At 49.3% G+C, this 20182-nt stretch carries 15 protein-coding genes; 6 read left to right on the top strand and 9 right to left on the bottom strand.

Annotation, left to right across the window (positions count from 1 at the left end; translation table 11 throughout):
• Positions 1-14 precede the first annotated feature (14 nt).
• Both AC58UW_RS30985 and AC58UW_RS30980 read right to left on the bottom strand, forming a co-directional pair.
• Positions 15-1574, bottom strand: a complete 1560-nt coding sequence (locus AC58UW_RS30985; protein ID WP_497424396.1) for a response regulator — start codon at positions 1572-1574, stop codon at positions 15-17.
• Positions 1571-3367, bottom strand: a complete 1797-nt coding sequence (locus tag AC58UW_RS30980) for a cache domain-containing sensor histidine kinase (protein WP_497424395.1) — start codon at positions 3365-3367, stop codon at positions 1571-1573. The genes AC58UW_RS30985 and AC58UW_RS30980 overlap by 4 nt, the downstream gene beginning before the upstream one ends.
• Before the next feature lie 154 nt (positions 3368-3521).
• Between AC58UW_RS30980 and AC58UW_RS30975 the strand changes: the two genes are divergently transcribed.
• The 3 genes from AC58UW_RS30975 (at position 3522) to AC58UW_RS30965 (ending at position 5842) form a co-directional block, all read left to right on the top strand.
• Positions 3522-4178, top strand: a complete 657-nt coding sequence (locus AC58UW_RS30975) for a helix-turn-helix transcriptional regulator (RefSeq protein ID WP_497424394.1) — start codon at positions 3522-3524, stop codon at positions 4176-4178.
• Entirely contained in the window at positions 4178-5308 is a 1131-nt protein-coding gene (locus AC58UW_RS30970) for an alanine racemase (protein WP_497424393.1), read from the top strand. Before AC58UW_RS30975 ends, AC58UW_RS30970 begins: the two co-directional genes overlap by 1 nt.
• Positions 5309-5377: 69 nt before the next feature.
• Positions 5378-5842: a RidA family protein gene (locus AC58UW_RS30965; protein WP_497424392.1), complete on the top strand. Its 465-nt coding sequence runs from the start codon at positions 5378-5380 to the stop codon at positions 5840-5842.
• Positions 5843-6189: 347 nt separating this feature from the next.
• Here AC58UW_RS30965 and AC58UW_RS30960 read toward each other — a convergent pair whose 3' ends face one another.
• From AC58UW_RS30960 to AC58UW_RS30930, 7 genes are all read right to left on the bottom strand, one after another.
• The gene (locus AC58UW_RS30960) at positions 6190-7920 is read right to left on the bottom strand and encodes a methyl-accepting chemotaxis protein (protein WP_497424391.1); all 1731 of its coding nucleotides are present in this window, start codon (positions 7918-7920) and stop codon (positions 6190-6192) included.
• A gap of 92 nt (positions 7921-8012) precedes the next feature.
• Complete coding sequence (mglC, locus tag AC58UW_RS30955; RefSeq protein ID WP_407870527.1) at positions 8013-9044, bottom strand: galactose/methyl galactoside ABC transporter permease MglC; 1032 nt, start codon at positions 9042-9044, stop codon at positions 8013-8015.
• A gap of 18 nt (positions 9045-9062) precedes the next feature.
• Positions 9063-10580, bottom strand: coding sequence for a sugar ABC transporter ATP-binding protein (locus AC58UW_RS30950; protein ID WP_497424390.1), 1518 nt, complete (start codon positions 10578-10580; stop codon positions 9063-9065).
• 138 nt (positions 10581-10718) lie between these two features.
• Positions 10719-11795, bottom strand: a complete 1077-nt coding sequence (locus AC58UW_RS30945; protein WP_497424389.1) for a galactose ABC transporter substrate-binding protein — start codon at positions 11793-11795, stop codon at positions 10719-10721.
• A gap of 111 nt (positions 11796-11906) precedes the next feature.
• On the bottom strand, positions 11907-12887 hold the full coding sequence (locus AC58UW_RS30940; RefSeq protein WP_497424388.1) for a substrate-binding domain-containing protein: 981 nt from the start codon (positions 12885-12887) through the stop codon (positions 11907-11909).
• Between the two features lie 12 nt (positions 12888-12899).
• On the bottom strand, positions 12900-14594 hold the full coding sequence (locus AC58UW_RS30935) for a cache domain-containing sensor histidine kinase (protein WP_497424416.1): 1695 nt from the start codon (positions 14592-14594) through the stop codon (positions 12900-12902).
• Between the two features lie 114 nt (positions 14595-14708).
• Positions 14709-16367, bottom strand: a complete 1659-nt coding sequence (locus AC58UW_RS30930) for a response regulator (RefSeq protein ID WP_497424387.1) — start codon at positions 16365-16367, stop codon at positions 14709-14711.
• Positions 16368-16594: 227 nt separating this feature from the next.
• On the opposite strand from AC58UW_RS30930, the gene AC58UW_RS30925 reads away from it, so the two are divergent.
• The 3 genes from AC58UW_RS30925 to AC58UW_RS30915 are packed head-to-tail and all read left to right on the top strand — an operon-like array spanning position 16595 to position 20053.
• A complete protein-coding gene (locus AC58UW_RS30925; protein WP_497424386.1) occupies positions 16595-17551 on the top strand; it encodes an AAA family ATPase in 957 nt (318 codons plus the stop codon).
• Positions 17552-17556: 5 nt separating this feature from the next.
• Positions 17557-18708, top strand: a complete 1152-nt coding sequence (locus AC58UW_RS30920; protein ID WP_497424385.1) for a DUF58 domain-containing protein — start codon at positions 17557-17559, stop codon at positions 18706-18708.
• Positions 18671-20053 (top strand): DUF4129 domain-containing protein, encoded by a 1383-nt coding sequence (locus AC58UW_RS30915; RefSeq protein ID WP_497424384.1) that lies wholly within the window; start codon positions 18671-18673, stop codon positions 20051-20053. The genes AC58UW_RS30920 and AC58UW_RS30915 overlap by 38 nt, the downstream gene beginning before the upstream one ends.
• The last annotated feature ends 129 nt before the right edge of the window (positions 20054-20182 follow it).

Genomic DNA, 20182 nt, shown 5'->3' with positions numbered 1-20182 from the left:
ACATTTTTCAGTCTTTAAATTTTGTCGAATCCAGTCGAACCTTGTCGATATTCAGAAGGTGTTTGGCCGGTATGCTTTTTAAACTGCTGCGTAAAGTACTTAATGTCTTCATAGCCCACTCTTCTGGCGATATCGCTGACTTTGGTTTGTGTGCTTTGCAGCAGATCTGCTGCGCGCTTCATCCGCTCCTGTGTCACGAACTCAATATAGGTGCAACCGGTTTCCCGTTTAAATACTTCGCTAAAATGATTCGGATTGATATGAACAAATCCCGCCACCTGCTGAAGCGAAATCGGCTGGTGCAAATTGTCGCGGATGTACGCGATAGACTTGTACACATACGCATATTTGTTCTGATCCAAGCCTTGATGGAACTGGTTCATGACCGCCGTGAGGATTTTAAAAACCTCCTCCTCCGGGCGCCCCTCCCCTTCATAAGAGGGGAGTTTGTTCAGCGATTCTTGCGATGAACTCGCTCGTTCCAACCAGCGGTGGCCTGCGATAATCATCGATTGCAGATAGCCCTGCACTGTGATCGGCGTCGCGAGGGCATCTTCTATCAGCGCGCGCACTCGCTGGTTCACCCAATGCCGCAGGTCGGTCGCATTGCCGCTCATCAGAATAGCCGCGAGCTCCGCCTCTTCCTTCTCGGTGAGCACCGTACGGCCCCCGCTTCGCTCCCGGATATCCGCCAGCGTGAAAAGACCTTGCGGACCGAGCAGCCCTTGGTAGGCAAAAACTTCTTTTGCAGCCAGGTAAGAATCCCTCAAGCTTTCGTAATCCTGCATGGCGGGACCGAGCGCCGCGAAAGCTGTGCATTTCAGCGTCTCAGTTACCCGCTTCAGCGCGCTTTTGATCCCCGCTTGATCCGTACCGCTTCCTTCATAACGGACTACAAGCAGCAAGTGCTCCTTGTTCATTAGCGTCACGCACGGAAGCAGCTCAAAAAGGATATTCTGCGCCGCACCTTGCAGCAGCTCTGTAAGTCCCGCTTCCCATCCCGACACGGAAACAAGCATTACTTGCATCGCCGCAGCCGCTCCGGATACCGGATGAACGTCTACGCCATTTCGCTGGAACCAGACGCGCAGCTGCTCTCTTGCTTCCGCATCATCGTGCAAGCCCCGTTTCAGCGCTCGGTCTAACAGCTGATTGCGCAGCGCCGCTTGCTGGAGATTGTCCTGTTTCATCGTTTCCCATTTGTCCATAACATTCTGCTTCGCTTTCAGCGCCGCTTTAATGATCTCTTCCGGCCGGCTTGTCTTGAGCAAATAATCCGTTACTCCTTCGCGAAGTGCCTGCTGGGCATATGTGAAATCATCATACCCCGTCAGGATGACAATCTCTGTATCCGGCAATTGAGATTTGATCTCACGGGCAAGCTGAATCCCATCGATCCCCGGCATACGGATATCCGTCAGTACAATGTGGGGCTTTTCTTCTGGAATTCGCTCTAATGCCTCTTCCCCCGAAGAAGCTGCAGGCAGCAGCTCAAGCCCGAGCTCTTTCCAATCGATCACGGTACATAGACCCGTTCTAATGATGACCTCATCGTCTACAATCATAATTCTCATGTCGCCAGCTCCCCCGTCCCAAGCGGAATTGAAAATGATATCCGAGTCCCAATACCTAGCGTACTTTCCACAACAAGGCCCGATCCAAGGCCATAATGCAGCAGCAATCGTCTGTGCACATTAATAAGTCCATAAGAGGTCACCGGCAGCTTCGCTTCCTTCGCAACTTCGGTTAGCATCCCCAATTGCTGGTTGGCCGCTACTAGCTGTCCATGAATGTCGCGCAGCTTCGTTTCGTCCATTCCGATTCCCGTATCTTCCACAACGAATTTCATCTGATTATCACGCAGTTCCCCATGGACGTAGACATGCCCTTTGGCTTTCTTTTTCTGAATACCGTGAATGAGACTGTTCTCAATCAACGGCTGCAGCAACAGCTTCAGCATCGTCGTTTGCAGCATTTCTGGAACGATAAAAAACTCAATCTCGAACTGATCTGGAAACCGCATCGCCTGAATATAGGCATAATTCTGAGCGTGTGAAATTTCCTGCTGAACCGCGCAGAACTCCTCGCCCTTATTTAGGCTAAAACGCAAGAAATCACTAAGCGCCCCAATCATCTCAGCAATTTGACGATCCTTGTTCATGAGCGCAATCCAGTGGATGGAGGAAAGGGTATTGTACAAAAAATGCGGATTAATCTGCGCCTGAAGGGCCATGATGTCAGCTTCCTTTTTCTTCGCTTCATTCTGCTGTACTTGATCCTTCAGCCTGCCAATCCGTTCGCTCAGCTTATTATAGCTGTGGACAAGCAGCCCGACTTCGTCGGCGCTTTTCACCTCAAAGGTCGGGATCGCCTCATCCGGGTTCAAATCTTTCAACGATTTGGTCAACCTAGTTAGCGGCTTAGTCACCCATTGCAAGAAATAAAGCACTAACCCCATGGCAAGCAGCAGCGCAATAACAATCGTTACAGCGGTTACTGTCAGCACGTAACCATTCTGCTTCTGGTAGATCTCCGTCGGGATGAACCCAACTAATTTCCAACCCAGACGAGGCATAGAGTTATACAAAACCGTATGAGGCAATTCCCCTCTAGGCACGTTAAGTACGCCATTTGTTTCGCCCAGCTTGCCTAAATTCGGAAACACATCTCCGACCTTCCGAGCCAACCAGCCTGGTTCGCCCCCTGCGATAATTTGGTTGTACTGGTCCGTCAGCATGACAAAACCGCTGCTTTCCCAACCAGCATCGGTCAAATAATGCTCAATTTCCGCTTGATCGAGTGAAAAAGCCAGCGTTCCAATCGTCCTGAACGTGCTGACATCCCGAATCGGTCTGACGAGCGTAATTACCCTCTTGGGGCCGTCCGTTGTTTGATTCACATAAAGCGGCGACCACCATTTGGAAGTCGAATTGTAAACGGATTCATACTGCTGTAAAAGCGGATTAAGCCCCGAATTCGTAATTGTCGTTGTATACAGCACGGGATTGCCATTTTTCGGGGTAATCGTAATGTTGGAAATATATTTTTTGGAATAGGATAAGTTCCATAAGGTACCGACAATTAGTGAATAGCTGTTTACGTCCCCTTCTGTGTTGCTTAAATAGGTTTGAATATCCTTCTGGCCGATAAGAAAAATCGACATATTCTCCACGTCTTGAATAACGAAATCCAGCTTGTCCGTTATTTGTTTCAGCGTGTTCATGCCGGCCTGCTTCGCTTTCTCTTCCGTCACCGAAGTCGCAATGCGATAGGACACGATCCCCATGGTAAGCAGCGGCAATACAACTGCTAGTAAAATGATTAATGATAGCTTGCGCTTCAGCGACTTGGCAAACCAGCGTCTCATGGGCGATCCCTCCTTCCTTATTACTTTTACATAGTAGCATGTGCAGTGTTAGAAAATCATACTTTTCTTTAGGTGACCAAACTTTTTGTTTGAAATCAGATGTTTTTATGTTACCATTTTGCTCAGATCAACCTTGAAGAGGGTGAATTTGCGTTTGGAATCCATACAAGATGAATTTGAATTTTTGACCGATCTCGTGACGGGTCTTGCCGCGCAATTCGGAGACAACTGCGAAGTTGTCCTGCATGACTTGACTGGCTCCTACGAAAGCACCATTGTTGCGATTGCAAACGGTCACATAACCGGACGCAAGGTCGGGGACCCTGGCACGAATCTAGGGCTGGAACTGCTGCGCGGCAATCAGGTAAACGGCAACAAATACAACTATTTGACACAAACCAAGGACGGCCGTGTTCTGCGCTCCAGCTCAACGTACATGAAAAATAAAGCAGGCCGTATCATAGGCTCGCTCTGTATCAACTATGACATTACAGAACTGATGATCGCGGGAAAAACACTGCAAACGCTGATCAATCCCGGTGAGCAATCGGAAGTGAAGGAATCTTTCGTGACAAGTGTAAGCGAACTGCTTGATGCCCTTATTCAAGAAGCGCAGGAACAAGTCGGTAAACCTGTAGCCGCTATGGCCAAGGATGACAAAATGCGCATGATTCAGCTTCTGGACGCCAAAGGCGCGTTTCTGATCAAAAAAGGCGGCGAGAAGATTTGCGCCTATCTGAATATTTCAAAGTATACCCTCTACAGCTACTTAGAAGAAAGTAAAAGTGCAGCGAAAGGGAGCGACGTATGATGGAAAGATTGAAATCAGCAGAAACACTGGAAAGATTGGAAACACCCTGCCTCCTGATTGATGCTGAACGGATGGATCGCAACATTCAAGCTATGGCTAATGTGGCCCGCATCCAACAAGTGAACCTGCGTCCTCATGCGAAGACGCATAAGATCCCCTCAATCGCGCTGCAGCAGATTAAGGCAGGAGCTGTTGGCATTACTGTGGCGAAAATAGCCGAAGCAGAAGTCATGGCTGCGCATGGCATTCGCAACATTTTTGTCGCCTACCCGCTTGTGAGCGCCAGCAAGATTGAACGCGCAATTCGTCTGAGCGAGCACATCGAGCTCATCGTTGGTGTGGATAGCTTAGCAGGCGCTCAGCAATTAGAACAAGTAGCTAGCCGCCATGGGCACACCCTGCAAGTTCGGCTGGAAATCGACACGGGCCTGCGCCGTACCGGCGTTGTGTACGAGCAAGCCGCTGCTCTAGCGGCTGCAATCACAGGCATGCCGCATTTGCGGCTGACCGGCATCTACACCTTCCGCGGCTCCCTGCTTGCCGGCAAGCCGACGCTTGACGTTGCGGCAGCCGGTAAGGAAGAAGGCACGCTGATGGTGCAGCTCGCCGAGCGCCTCAGAACGCAGGGCATCGCGATTGCGGATGTCAGCGTGGGCTCAACACCAACCGCTGCTTATGCGGCAGCGATTGAAGGCGTGACCGAGGTGCGCCCGGGCACCTACGTGTTCCACGACAGGATGCAGGCTCGACTTGGCGCCTGCAGATTGGAGGACTGCGCTGGCAGCGTGCTCGTCACCGTCGTCAGCCGGCCGGCGGCTGATCTCGCGATTGTCGACGGCGGCAGCAAAACCTTCGCCACCGACATTCAGCCGGGCACCGAGCCCCTGCAGCTGAAGGGCTTTGGACATATCCTCGGGTTGGAGGATGCTGCGCTAGCACGCTTAACCGAGGAGCACGGCATGATTGAGCTAGGGCCGCTAGCCCAATCTGCCAACCTGCAAATAGGCGATAAGCTGCGCATTATCCCTAATCATATTTGCAGCACCGTCAACCTGCACAATCATGTGATGATGCAGCGCGATCAAGTTTACACACGTACGCCTGTGCTTGCTCGAGGTATGCTGGAGTAAGCACAGCATCAATCACAACGATGCCATGTCGGTAGAACAAAACAATCTTAGAAACCGGAGGTCAATAAAATGTCGAACATTGAACAACGCTTACAAGAACTGGGTATCACGCTTCCCCCATCCCCGGAGCCGCGTTTTACATATATTCCTTGCAATCAAACAGGGAATCTCATCTACTTGTCCGGTCAAGATTGCCGCATTAACGGAGAATTGATGTATGAGGGCAAGCTTGGCCGCGAAGTGACGATTGAGCAAGGGCAAGCGGCAGCACGCCAAACTATCATCAACTGCCTAGCTGTGATGAAGGGATATCTCGGAGATTTGGACCGTGTGGTTAAAATCGTGAAGATGCTCGCTTTCGTCAACAGCGCCCCGCGCTTCGGAGATCAGCCTTATGTGATTAACGGCGCGTCCGATTTGTTAGTGGCCGTGTTCGGCGAAAAGGGCAAGCATGCCCGTTCAGCGATTGGCACAAGCGATCTGCCATTTCACACGCCAGTGGAGATTGAGCTAATCGTTGAAGTACGGGATTAATCACTTAGCGCCATGACTCGCTGACACGCCATAGCCGCCATAGCCGCCATGAATTAACGCCGAATACTCCTGCTATTTTCCACATCTGATTCACTTTTACACAATTAACTGGCATTTCTCCTGCTATTTTCGCCAAATCTGCCAGTTTACGTGCACCCCCGACGATTTAGATGGAGTTCCTCCTGCTATTGCGTTCCCTACACCTGCGCAGCGGCAAATTAACAATACAAATTCCATCTAATTCCACCCAACCCACTCTAATGGTCATGCAATAAGGCATCTGCATAACAAACACAAAAACAAGCCTGAGGAAATATCCTCAGGCTTATTCTTTCCCTCCGGAGCACTCACACACGGAATCGAGCGATCAAGCCCTGCAAATCCCCTGCCATGCTGCTCAGCACGGACGCCGAGGAGACAATTTCCTCCATACTCGCATACTGCCCCTCGATATTGGAGGAAACATTGCGAGCGCCGGAAGCCGTCTGCCCCGCGACTTCATCAATACCGCGAATCACCTCAACGGCTGCGCTTGTTTTCCCAGAGATAGCGGCCGAGTTGGCGGCCACTTCCGCAATCTGGCGAGCGACATCGTCCATCGCATCGCTTATGCGCAGGAACGTTGCCTGTGCTACGCCGACAACTTCAAGCCCCGTCTCCACCTCTTGGCTTCCCGCTTGGGTGGAGTGCATTACCACGCTTGTTTCTTCCTGTATGCTCGAAACAAGCTGCGTAACTTCCTCAGCCGCTTCTCCCGTCTGTAAAGCCAGCTTGCGTACTTCGTCTGCGACGACCGCGAAGCCTTTGCCAGCCGCCCCTGCCCGCGCGGCTTCGATAGAAGCATTAAGTGCGAGCATATTGGTTTGTCTCGCAATACCCGCAATGATTGCATTCGCCTGGACGATTTGCTCAGAGCGCTCCCCTAGTCGCTGGACAGACTCTACAAGCACCTTCATCTTCTGCGAGATGGCTTGCATTTGGGCTATCGCCGTCTCCACAGCTGTATTGCCTGCACCAGCGGCTTGCTGGGCAAGTAAAGACTGCCGGTTGGCCGATTGCGTTACGCTGGCGATTTGAAAGACAGCCGCTGACATTTCTTCCATAATGGAAACGCCTTGCTGTACGCTGCGTACCTGAGCATCCGTGCCCGTCGAAATTTCTTGAATCGTATACGTAATCCGTTCCGAAGACTCACTAACCTGCTCGGCATTATTACTCAGCGCATCAGAAGCAGCAGCGACGTGCTGGGCACTGCTTCCCACTTGGCTGATTAAGCTGTGGAGATTAGCTTTCATACCATTGAAGGCCATCGCCAAATCCCTTAACTCGTCTCTATTGCTCACATAGATGCTGCCAGTCGTTAAATCGCAGTCCGCAATCCGCTCCGCAGCTCTTACCATGGAGCGAATTGGAGTGACAATCGTCCGGGATAATAAGAGACCAATCGCCAATGCAAATAGGAAAGCAGCTAGACTAACCCAGATCAACGTTCGAACGATCGATTGTACGACATCATGGTTACGTGCCGTATCCGCTTCTTGAACGGCTCTCTCTAACTCTTCAATTTTAGCTGCAGACTGTGTTAGGGTTTCTGTCGTTGGAATCGCCCACTGCATCGCTTCTGCTTTGGCCAAATCAACATTCCCTTTATCTGCGTATTCCATCACTTTGGTGACTAGGCGCATGAACGTTTGATTGGAGTCCGCCATGGACTGGATCGCACCCTGCTCGTCCTCATTTTCCGCAAGCTTACTCATTTGTCCAATAAGGGCCGATAGCCCCGCATTCGTCTCTGTCAAAAGCTTCTCTTTATCTTTCGCCGGATTAAGCACATAGCCTAGCAGCAGGCTGTTCTGCATTTGTGTTTTCTCTTTGATCTCTGCAACATGCCGAAGAATTGTAACATTATCATTCAAAAGTTTAGAATACGAGCGATCAACTTTATTTAAATATACATAGGACATGCCGCTAGTCACCGCAACGAGTAAAGAAACAATGACGAATGTCCCTACGATTTTACCACTCAAAGAAACCGAAAACTTCTTCTTTTCCCCACTAGAAGACTCTTTTTTCTGCATAAATGCGCCCCTTTTTATTTAGTAAACGCTTTCGGTTGTCTTCGTAAAATAACAGGCTGCCCCTTTACGCGACAGCCTGTTATTTTTTCACCTTATTTAGAGTTCATGTATTTACGCATATCGAATGCTACTGCAGCCACGATGATAACACCTTTAATAATTAACTGCCAGTAAGGGCTGATTCCGATAAACGTCAAACCATAGTTGATTACGCTGAAAATCAATACCCCAGCAAGAACGCCGGGAACCGTTCCGATACCACCGGATGTAGATACGCCGCCGACTACGCAAGCTGCGATCGCATCAAGCTCGTACATGTTTCCGTAGTTATTCGTTGCACCGCCGGTTCTTGCTGCTTCCAGCACCCCAGCTAATCCGTACAAAGCACCCGCGATGGAGTAAATGTAAATCAGGTAACGGTTAACGTTGATCCCTGAAACGACTGCAGCATGAATGTTGCCGCCGATCGCATACATGTATTTACCCAGCTTGGTTTTGTTGAACACAATCCAGACGATAATCGCTACAGCGACAGCAATAATAACAATGTAAGGTAATGAATACGTGGCATCAGATCCGATAGAACCTGTTCCTAGTTTACTAAAGTCAGGTCTCAAGCCACCGATAGGCTGGGACTGATTCGGTTTCATATCGAAGTATAAGGAGTTGGCACCGTATACGGCAACCATCGTTCCCAGTGTTGCGATGAAAGGCGGAACCTTCAATTTTGCGACGATAATCCCGTTAATGAGACCTACCAAAAGGCCTGCTAGAATCGCAATGATAATTGGAACAAGCAGCGGTAGGTGCGGTAGATCTGGGAAGAATCTGCGGCCGTAATCCTGCGTTTGCAGCATGGACGCCGAGATAACGGCCGTCAAACCGACGATCCGTCCGGTCGAAAGGTCGGTGCCTCCCGTGATCAAGATGAATGCAGCACCCAAAGCAATAATGACACGTGTGGACGACTGCAGCAAAATATCGCGTAGGATACTAACGGATAAAAAGCGCGGATCATAAATTGCGATCCCGATTACGAGCACAACCAATACGATGTAGATTGCGTATTTGGTCACGAACCCACTTATGTCTCTAGATTTTAATGTTTCTGTTTTTGTACTCATGGTTTCTTGGCCCCCCATTTATGCCATATGCTGTGCAGCAAGGCGCATGATCTCTTCTTCTGTTGCTTTATTTCCTTCTACGATCCCCGTAAGGCGTCCTTCACACATGACCATGATTCGGTCTGACATCCCAAGAAGCTCGGGCATTTCAGAAGAGATCATGATAATACTTTTACCCTGCTTCGCAAGGTCAGCAATGATGGAATAAATCTCAAACTTCGCTCCTACGTCAATTCCGCGAGTCGGCTCATCAAGCAAGAGCACGTCCGGCTCTGTTAGCAGCCATCTGGCCAAGAGCACCTTCTGTTGGTTACCACCAGACAGGTTTTTGATCAACGCATGCATGTTCGGCGTTTTCACGCGCAGCATCTCAATGCTTTTCTCTACTTCGACTTTGCGTTTCGCTTCATTGATGAATCCGAGCGGGTTCATGTATCGGCCCAAGTTTGCAATGACCGTATTCTCAAGCACCGATAATACCGGGAAAATCCCCGTCACGCGGCGCTCTTCCGTGAGCAGCGCGATTTTATGCTTAATGGCATCAATCGGCGATTTAAGCTTTACCTGCTTGCCATGGATCGAAATTTGGCCGGATGCAACGCCGCGTAACCCGAACAAAGCTTCCATCAGTTCCGTACGCTGAGCGCCAACCAGACCTCCTACACCAAGAATTTCACCCTTGCGAAGGTCGAAAGAAACATTTTTAAAGGATCTTGGAATGACCGAAGTTAGTCCCTCAACACTCATTAATACACCGTTCGGTACATTGCTTCTCTCTGGGAAACGCTCTTTGAGATCACGTCCAACCATTTTCGAGATGATCATATCCGTTGTCAGCTCTGACGATGGCCACGTCCCAATTTTTGTTCCATCACGCATAATCGTTACTTCATCCGAGATTTCAAGAATTTCTTCCATTTTATGTGAAATATAGATGATCGAGACGCCACGACTTTTCAGGTCGCGAATGATGCGAAATAGCTGTTCAACTTCATTCCCAGTTAATGACGAAGTCGGCTCATCCATAACAATGACTTTCGAATTGAAAGAAACGGCTTTGGCAATTTCAATGGACTGCACTTTCGAAACCGACAAGGTACCAACGAGTGTGTCCGGTTTAATATCCATCTGCAGCTGCTCAAACAACTTTTCTGTATCTTTACGCATCTTCTTGTGATCCACTAACTTCAAAGGTCCGATACCTTTTTGCGGGAAGCGGCCCAACCAAATGTTCTCCATCACGTTACGATGTGGAACCGGGTGCAGCTCCTGATGAATCATGGAAATGCCATTTGCTAACGCATCCTTGGAATTAAGGATGGACACGGTCTCGCCGTTCAGCTTGATCTCTCCGCCATCCGGCTTATAGATGCCGAATAAGCATTTCATCAACGTCGATTTACCAGCCCCGTTTTCTCCCATCAAAGCATGTACGCTTCCTGGGCGAACCTTCAGGGTAACGTTATCCAGCGCCTTAACGCCGGGGAACTCTTTGGAGATTTGATTCATTTCCAGTAAATACTCATGTAATGTCATGGTAACTCCCCCTACCAGCTCACGATAATCCCCACAAAGTGAAGCCATTGTTCTAAGCCTATTTCTCTGTATCTTTGCACGGGCTTCCAAATAAGGAAGGCAAGAGCGGATAACTGCTCTTGCCCGCTTCTATTCGGATTACTTCGCTTCGTTCATGTTAGCTTTTGTAATCTTTTTGTAGGAAATCCAAACATATTTACCGTCAGTTACATCGTAGCCTGTTGTTTCTTTGCTTGGTGTTTGACCGTTAGCAAGAGCAGTTGCTACGTTCGTTGTTGCAGCACCTTGGTTTTTCGCATCGTTCAGAACAGTTCCGAGTAGTGTCCCATCGCTAAGTGCTTGAAGTGCAGGAGCCGTAGCATCAACGCCTACAACCGGCAAGAATTTATTGTCTTTGAAGTAACCTTTTGCTTTCAAAGCTTCGATAGCGCCAAGAGCCATATCGTCGTTGTTCGCAAGAACAGCTTCGATTTTGCTTTCACTGGAAGCTAGGAAAGCTGCCATTTTTTCTTGACCTTTTACGCGATCCCACATAGCTGTATCTTCTGCTACTTTCTCTACGCCCAGACCAGCATCTGTAATCGCTTGGATGGAGAACTTCGTGCGAAGCTCAGCATCTTGGTGTCCTGGCTCGCCTTTAAGCATAACGTATTGAATTTTGCCGTCTTTGTTTTTGTCTGCTTCTGGGTGAGCTTTGAAGTAGTCAACAAGCAATTGGCCTTCCATTGTTCCGGATTGCTCAGCTTTTGCACCTACGTAGTAAACTTTATCCCATTTCTTCATGTCGTCAGCAAGCGGCTCACGGTTCAAGAAGACAACCGGTACGTTAGCTGTTTTTGCTTTATCGATAATAACGCCTGCTGCTGTACGGTCAACCGCGTTGATCGCAAGAGCGTTTACTTTTTTCGTGATGAAAAGGTCAACTTTATCATTTTGTGTTGGTTGTGAGTTTTGGCTATCTACGATATCCACAGTTGCTTTGTCTTTCGCAGCGTCAGCGATTGCCGCGCGAACTCCGGACATGAATGTATCATCAAATTTATAAATAGCTACACCGATTGTTGGTTTTTTGCCGTCTGTTTTAGCTGGAGCTGTTGTTGCCGCTGCACCAGTGCTTGCTGCTGGAGATGCTGCAGGTTTTTCTGTTTTAGCACCACATCCTGCTACGGTTGCAACTAAAGCACTCGCTACTGCAAGGGTAATTAATTTTTTCAAGGTAAGACCCTCCCTAAAAGGTTGTTTTTTTGTTTATTTACATTTCTAAATATACGGCATGTGATCGAGGAAACAAATGCAATATCCTCATATCTTCTATCGAAATTCTCATCACTTTATAAATGGGAATAGCAGCTTTTGATTATCCGACCAGAACATATTGCCCAGGTCAATTGCTTTAATCCCGGTATCTACACGGCTCGGAATCTTCTTCCCATGCGAGGCTTCAACCGCATTCTTGACGCCTAAGTAGCCAATACTGAAAGGGTTTTGAATAATCGTAGCTTGGATGACGCCTTCCTGCAGCAGCTCTAATTCTTCCGAGGTGCTATCAAATGTGATGATTTTCACCTTATCCTGTAAATTCAATCTCTGAATCGCGTCGGCAACGCCAATGGACGAAATTTCGTTCAGGGCAACAATCCCGTCCAGATGCGGATATTTCTCAATGATGCTTTGAGTAAGCTGATCCGCCGTCCCCCGATCTGTCATACTGTATACCTTCGCAATGACCTTGATGGTCGGATATTTCGATATTTCATCCAGAAGCCCTTGCTCCCGAAGCTCGGTATTGCGCTCCCCTTGTTTAAAGCTGACGATCGCGATATTTCCTTTTGTTCCGGCAAGTTTGATCAATTGCTGACCTGCCATTTGCCCGGCTTCGTAATTATTGGCGCCTATGAAGCTTCTCGCTTTGCGGGTTTCCACCTCAGAGTCGATCGTGACAACGGGAACGCCTTGCCCCTCCGCATCGTCTACAACCTCCGACAGTTCCTTATAGTCGTTAGCCGCTAACACGATGGCATCAGGTCCGCTTTTAACGGATTGCTCCATTAAGGCGATCTGCCCCTTGACATCCCCTTCATCATCTGGCGCCCTGAAATCCAATGTAACATCAAATTCCTTCGCGGCTACTTCCGCTCCCATTTTAACCGTTTTCCAATAATCCCCGTTCTGGCTCCTAAGCACTACTTCCAAATGCTTCTTCTTCTCGGTAGGCGTAGTCTCCGTATTGCGCATACAGGAAGACATAGAGACGACAGCGGCTAAGATGGCAAATAGGAGTGGGCCTAGTTTCATTGTTTTATCCATCATGGCTCCTTCCTATTCATCTTCCAATATGGCGGGTATCCAGATTTTCACGATAGTTCCTTCTTCAAGCTCGCTTTCCACCTTAACGCCATATTCAGCGCCGAAATACAATTGAATGCGTTCATGCACATTGCGCAGACCAACGCCTGAGCCCTTATCGCTTTTCACAGAACCAATCATAATGTTTTTGAGCGTCTCTTCCGACATCCCCACACCGTTGTCTCGCACCTGAAGCAGTATGTTATCGTCTATTTTTCTAGCAGATATATGAATATGACCTTCATCCACCATATACTCGATGCCATGGTAGAGCGAATTTTCTACAAACGGCTGCAAAATTAACTTTAGCGTTTTATAGGGCAACACTTCTTCATCCACTTCAATGTCGTAATCGAACTTGTCTTTATACCTCATCTTTTGGATGATCAAATAGTTCCGAATATGCTCGATCTCATCTGCAATTGTAATAATGTTCTTCCCTTTGCTGAGCGAAATCCGAAAAAACTTGGACAAGGAGGTAATCGTCGTGACGACCTCGTCGTTTTTCCCGTTCCCAACCATCCGAACCACCGAATTGAGTGTATTGTACAGAAAATGCGGATTAATCTGCGACTGCAGCACTTCAAGCTCGTTCTTCCTCTTGATTTCCTGCTCATGAATATTTTGATCCATCAGCTCGCGAACCCTGGAAACCATCAGATTGAACCTTCGTGAAAGCTGCTCCACTTCATCTGCGCCGCGAACATGGATGTACGTGTCAAAATGCCCCTTCTCGACCATTTCCATCGACTTCTTGAGCCGTTTGATCGGCTTGGAAATACGCGCTGACATGAAGGAGGATATGAGCAAAATAAAAATAAGGACGATAACAAGCAGCCAGATCATAAACGTGCTGATTTCCTTACGGGTCGTGATCATTTCATCCAAATACGAGACCCCGATAATTTTCCAACCAATATTGTTAACGGTCCTAACGACATTAAGCCGGGACTCGCCCTCGCTGACATCCATATACTTCCCGTAGGAGAATTTGAGCGCCTGCTCCACATTTTCATACTTTAAGCCAATATAAATTAGCTGCTGCTGAGGATGATACACAATGTTGCCAGCCGAGTCGTCGATGATGTAAACGTAGCCTTTTTTACCTAAGGAAACCGTGCGGAACACATCATCCAGCGTTTTAAAATTCACATCCACTAGAAGCACCGCATCTTCCCATTTCCCGCCACGTTCAATGGAAACTCCTTTACTCATCGAAACAACCCAACGGTACGGATCTTTGAATAAGTTCTGAATATGCGGCAAAGAGAAGGAAAGATGGTTCGGATTATCCAAGGCGGATTTAAACCACGACTGTTCAAGCAGCCTCGTATTTTTGCGCATGCCAGCATTCTGGAGGCCCGTAATCAGCCCGCCATCCGCGGCAAATAAATTAATAGAAACAATATCCTCGCGCGTGCTTGCGATCGTTTCCAGCTGTTCCGTCAGCTTGTCGGAGGGGACGCCGCGGCTTTTGGCAATCTTGGCATCAACCACCTCGAAGGTGTCTGCCATGCCTTTTATATAATTTTCCAAATTAAACTGGACCTGTTCGACAATCTGCTGTGTATTTAAAAATGCGCTTTCTTCCGCCGTCTTGGAAAACTTATTATAAAGGACCAGCGAAATGATCAGCATAACGGTCACTGTGATGAAAATAAAGGACATCGTTATCGCAAACTGGATGCTTTTCACTCGAATCGTATCGAGCAGCACCTCATACAAAGCCTTGCATAGAGCTCGTATTTTTCGTATCAAAACTAACCCCCCGCTCATTGACCCCTACTGCCCTTTGGACGTGTTATTGCGATATTCTTTTGGGGAAACGCCGACATTTTTACGGAACGAAAAGCTGAAATAGTTCGCATCGGCATAGCCAACCTTCTCAGCGATCTCCAGTGCCTTCATATCGGTGGAACGCAGCATCTCCTTCGCCGCCTCCATGCGAATATGGTTCAAATAGTTGACGAAGGTCATTTTGGTTTCTTTTTTGAAAATACTGCTGAAATACCCCGCGCTAATATGCAAATGGCCGCACACTTTATTAATCGTAATATCGCCTTCGTGATAATGGTTTTTGGTATAATCCTTGGCCATCTCAACCAGGTTCTTGTAGGTATACTGGCGATCCGTAGCGATGTGGTTCATCATAGAGGCGCATAGCTCGGCAAGCCAATGCTTGGCTTCTTCTAGCGACGTAAACTTATTGATTTCTGTAAAAGGAATGAAGTTGTCGCCGAATACCTCGTCCACATTCAAATTCGAATCCTTGGCCGCTTTCAGGATGCAAGTCAAAATTTCAAGCAAATAGATCTGATAGTCCTTAACGGAAACAGCTCCTTCAATTCCCTGAAAAAGCTCGTCCATCGTCTCCCGGATCTCCTGATTCGTCCCAACCTTGATACAGCGCGTCAAAGCGTGCTCTTTCACATCGTCAAAACGAACCTTCTCCACACTGCGCATCTCCACATCATCAATGGAAATGATCCGGTTATTGCCAAGAATAAGTCTATAGTCCAGCGCCAGTACGGCGTCTTCATAGGAATAACTGATTTTGGTCACATCCTTCATGACCGTTCCAATACCGACCGTTAAGGTGAACTTCAAGTATTTTTCCACATTCTGACGAACTTCTTCCAACACCTTCATGGTCTCTTGCAGCGCGATCTCCCTGTCCTCACTCTCCCTCAGGGATAACACAACCACTTGATCGTTATGCATGAAAACAAGGCCAAGCCGGCGTTTATCCACAATCTCTTCCGTGATATTTAATAGGGCGAAGTATTTCAGCGCCTGATCAGGCGAGTATTTTAAGGACACAGATTTGGACAGCTCTTCCCGGTTCTCCAGCTCCTCTTCAGGAATAAGCACCCCGTCTATACTCATGACAGCAGCGACAAAGCTTTTACCACTAATATCAATTCCGTAGTTTTCCGCTTTCTCGTATACTTCTTCGCGCGGCAGTTTCCGGTTCATGAGCGTCGCTAGAAAATTCTCTTTCAGCACAGGCATGCTCTTCCGGTAATGCTCCATGAGCAGTTGAACATTTTCCCGGTGCGCCACTTCCTCTTGAATCTGCCCTTTCACCTTCAGTAAAGCATGGATGACCTCCTGCGCGGAAAAAGGCTTCAGCACATACTCGTCAATGTGCAGCTTAATCGCTCTTTGGGCATATTCAAACTCATCATGCCCCGTGAGAATAATCAACTTAATGGTCGGAAAACGCTCCCGAATCGCTTCGGCCAGCTGCAGTCCATTCATGAACGGCATCTGGATATCGGTTACAACGACGTCCGGTTGTAATCGCTCTACCATTTCCAGCGCTTCTCTGCCATTCTCCGCTTTCTCAATGACCTCGAAGCCGATGGCTTCCCAGTTCACTTCGCGAACGACTCCTTCACGGACATCCTCTTCATCATCTACTAAAATTAACTTGTACATCATTGTCCCCCTAAACATTTACATATAAAGTGCTTATTTGGCAGTAATTAGTAATTAGGCTATTTATCCATATTGTACTAAGTGCCTATAGAATACACAACAGGATTACCAAAGCGATAAGGAAGTAATGGTACAAATCACCTAGTGTCTGTTAAACTGAAGAAGACAGCCATTATGTACCGTTTTACATATTGTTCACCACATTAATGATTTGGGAGGAACAGCCGTTGGACTTCGCGCGAATAGGACAAATTGCTACGCTCATCAAGGAAAATGTAGGTAGAGTCATTGTAGGAAAAGACGATACGGTCGAGCTGATGGTCATCGCCCTCATTGCCTCCGGGCACGTGCTGCTCGAGGATGTGCCAGGTACCGGAAAGACGCAGCTCGCTAAGGCGCTGGCCCGCTCCCTGGACGGCACGATGAAGCGCATTCAGTTCACGCCGGACCTCCTGCCTTCGGATGTTAGCGGCATTAACTTTTACAATCAAAAACTCGGCGAATTCGAATTCCGCCCTGGACCGCTATTCGCTCACATCGTGCTCGCTGATGAAATAAACCGCGCGACACCGCGTACCCAATCCGCGTTGCTAGAAAGTATGGAGGAGCGCCAAGTGAGCATCGACGGGGAAACACGCATGCTCGAAGCGCCTTTCCTCGTCATCGCCACACAGAACCCCGTCGAGAACCAGGGGACGTTCCCGCTCCCGGAAGCGCAGCTCGACCGCTTCCTGATGAAGCTCTCGCTTGGCTATCCGTCTTCTGCCGAGCAGGTACAAATTTTAAAGCGCTACCAGCAGCAGGATCCGCTTGATCAGCTGCTGCCGGTTGTAGGGCGCGCTGAGCTGCTTGAAGCGCAGCGCTTGTTCGTGCAGGTGCGCTTCGAAGATGAGCTGCTGCAGTACCTCGTGCAGCTCGCGGAAGCTACGCGCACGCATGCGGATGCCGCGCTTGGCGTCTCGCCGCGCGGCGTGCGCGCCTTGATGAAGGCGGCGCAGGTGTACGCGGCGCTGCGCGGCCGCGACTACGTGCTGCCGGACGACATCAAGGCGCTGGCCGGGCCCGTCTGGGCGCACCGCATCCTGCTGCGGACACGGTCGCGCCAGCAGGACCAGCAGGTGCAGACGCTGCTGGCGGGCATTCTCGCGGCTACGCCCGTCCCGACGGAAGTCAAGCTGAGGTAGCGGCGATGGGCATCTCCTGGATCCTAATCATCGCCGGCCTTGTGTACCTTCTCCAGCATGCCTTATTCAACCGTTGGGGGTTTCGCGGTCTTTCGATTAAACGATCATTCAATAGGGCACACTGCCATGCAGGTGATCGCATCGAAATGATCGAAACGATTCAGAACCGCAAGCTCGCTCCGGTTCCTTGGCTGCGCCTGGAATCCACGATTCATGCCGGGCTACATTTTGCCAAGCAAAGCAATCTTGCCGTGAGCAGCGGAGCGATGTTCCAGAATCATCGCAGTCTTTTCAGTCTGATGCCGTATACCCGCATCGTCAGACGCCACCAGGTATTATGTGCGCAGCGAGGCTGGTATAAGCTTGAAACCGTATCCGCTTCCATCGGAGATCTGGCCGGCATGCATGCGGCAACGAAGAGTCAGCGCACCGATTTGGAGCTCCTTGTGTACCCGCGCTTGGTAAGCCGGGATGACATCCCGCTTCTATCCAGCCGCTGGCAAGGAGATGTTACAGTGAAGCGATGGATTATGCCTGATCCGTTCCTTGTCTCCGGTGTTCGCGAATATCGCTACGGCGATACGATGAACAGCATTCACTGGAAAGCCACTGCCCGCAGCCAGAGACTGCAGGTCTACAATCGGGAGTTCACGGCGGACCCAAGGCTGCTTATCATCGTCAATACCCAAATAACCGCAACCATGTGGGATGCTGTTAGCGATCCGGAGCTAGTTGAGAAAGGCTTATCCTATGCCGCCACGTTGGCTGAATATGCCATCAGCCAAGGGATTCCTGTTGGCTTCGGCTATAACGGTTCTCTCATCGGGCAGCCTGGCATCCCTGTGCACATCTCTCCTGCTGGCGGTCACCCGCATCTGGAATACCTGTTCGAAACGATGGCCAAGCTGGCCATCTCCTATACCCGTTCCTGCAGCGACTTTCTGGATGAGAGCACTTTGCAGGAAGGGAGTGCCCTGGATATTATTCTGCTGACGGCTTTCGTTTCCGATGCGATTGAAGATAGCATTCAGCGACTTGAAGCGCAGGGGCATACCGTCTTTATCGTTCCCTTGCAGCATGGGCTTCTAACCCTTCATGAAAAGGAGGCGAGTCCATCTGATGTCAACGCCGCTTCAGGTGCAAGCTCAGCAAGTTAACAAGGCTAGGGATACTTATCTTCGAGTCTTCGGGTATTCCCTCCTGTTCGCAGGAGCTGAACTCCTTCTTTTCTCGCCCCTTGTAGTGACTACACACCTTTATTTGTCAGAGATACATCTCTGGCAGCTGATCTTGCAGTTCATGCTTGTCTTCGTGGCAGGCAGCTTATTGGGACGCATTACTTGGCTATCTCGCAAAATTTACGAGCTTCTCGGATGTGCATTAGTCGGCTTTACAGCAGCCTGCCTGTTCCAAGGGAACAACTGGCATAGCTGGACTTGTGCCGTTATCGGCATGGTGCTCGCTTATCGCGGTATTCGCTGCACGAAAGACGGCTGGCATGCCATCTTTCCCGGAGCCTCCTTTGCAGTCGCAGGCTCGTTGTATTTCATCGGTGTTCCGATCATGGGACATCAGGCATCTTATCAGCCTTACATGGGCTGGTTGAATGGCTTAGGGTTCGTCTCGTTGATCATCTTCTTCTTTGCTATGCAGCGAACAGGGCTGCTGACGGCGACACTCGCCAGCGATGAGCGAGCCGCCTCTTCGTCCCTGTCGGAGACCGTGAAGCGCTCGAGCCGCATTTGGTTAACGGTCTTAATTGCCTTTATCTTCGTCGCTAGCTATTTCCAGCAGCTTCGGCAAGGCATCGTTGCCGGTTTACGCGCTGTAATCGCATGGCTGCTTCGTCTTATGCAATCCGATCCGCCGCCGGAAGCACCGCCTGAGCCCAGCCCATCCGCTGCGCCGCCGCTTCTGCCACCGGCCGAAGCTAGAGAACCAAGCTGGCTGGACGCCTTGTTTCACTACATTCAGGTCGTCTTCGGCTATCTGATCGTTATCGCGCTGATCGTCCTTGCGATTTATGTGATCGTAACTAAGCTGCTACCCGTGGTGAATGCCTTCTTAAGACGTTTAATGAACCGGTCTCTCAGCAGCAAGCAAGAGGCGGAGTCCGAGGGCTTCATTGATGAGAAAGAGGCGCTTGTCGATTGGAAAGGACTTCCCCGCTTGTGGTGGCAGCAAGTCAGGAAAGGAAGGAACAAGGAAAGAAACCATGCGAGGAAATGGTCGCTTCTACCGAACAATCGGGAGCGCGTCCGTTTTCTCTACCGGATCTTGATCGAGCGGGCTGCTCAGAACGGATATACGTATAAGGAAACCCTGACCCCTAATGAAACGGAAAAAGATTTAAGCTCAGGAAAGCAGCTGCCGCTCGAAACCGTTCATGCGATTACATCGGCCTACAATCAAGTTCGGTACGGTGAAACGGACGTCTCCGACGCTCAGCTGGAGCAAGTGCTGCAATCGGTCGAGCCTAGCCTTCGCAATCACTTGAAGTAGCCAAATCCGCCTAATTTGCAAACCACAAAGAGGCTGTGCAGCATTCAACTGCATGGCCTCTTTTACTTTTTTATGAAAAATCGTCACATTCCCTCTCGCCGCCGCATATGCATAATTGTTTGAATACAA

Source organism: Paenibacillus sp. J22R160, from assembly GCF_059692135.1.
This window is presented reverse-complemented; position numbering and strand designations above follow the sequence as displayed.

Coding starts and splice junctions, on each gene's coding strand:
- AC58UW_RS30935 (WP_497424416.1), bottom strand. CDS start 14,594: ATGTCCTTTATTTTCATCACAGTGACCGTTATGCTGATCATTTCGCTG.
- AC58UW_RS30970 (WP_497424393.1), top strand. CDS start 4,178: ATGGAAAGATTGAAATCAGCAGAAACACTGGAAAGATTGGAAACACCC.
- AC58UW_RS30930 (WP_497424387.1), bottom strand. CDS start 16,367: ATGTACAAGTTAATTTTAGTAGATGATGAAGAGGATGTCCGTGAAGGA.
- AC58UW_RS30965 (WP_497424392.1), top strand. CDS start 5,378: ATGTCGAACATTGAACAACGCTTACAAGAACTGGGTATCACGCTTCCC.
- AC58UW_RS30985 (WP_497424396.1), bottom strand. CDS start 1,574: ATGAGAATTATGATTGTAGACGATGAGGTCATCATTAGAACGGGTCTA.
- mglC (WP_407870527.1), bottom strand. CDS start 9,044: ATGAGTACAAAAACAGAAACATTAAAATCTAGAGACATAAGTGGGTTC.
- AC58UW_RS30960 (WP_497424391.1), bottom strand. CDS start 7,920: ATGCAGAAAAAAGAGTCTTCTAGTGGGGAAAAGAAGAAGTTTTCGGTT.
- AC58UW_RS30915 (WP_497424384.1), top strand. CDS start 18,671: ATGTCAACGCCGCTTCAGGTGCAAGCTCAGCAAGTTAACAAGGCTAGG.
- AC58UW_RS30950 (WP_497424390.1), bottom strand. CDS start 10,580: ATGACATTACATGAGTATTTACTGGAAATGAATCAAATCTCCAAAGAG.
- AC58UW_RS30940 (WP_497424388.1), bottom strand. CDS start 12,887: ATGGATAAAACAATGAAACTAGGCCCACTCCTATTTGCCATCTTAGCC.
- AC58UW_RS30920 (WP_497424385.1), top strand. CDS start 17,557: ATGGGCATCTCCTGGATCCTAATCATCGCCGGCCTTGTGTACCTTCTC.
- AC58UW_RS30980 (WP_497424395.1), bottom strand. CDS start 3,367: ATGAGACGCTGGTTTGCCAAGTCGCTGAAGCGCAAGCTATCATTAATC.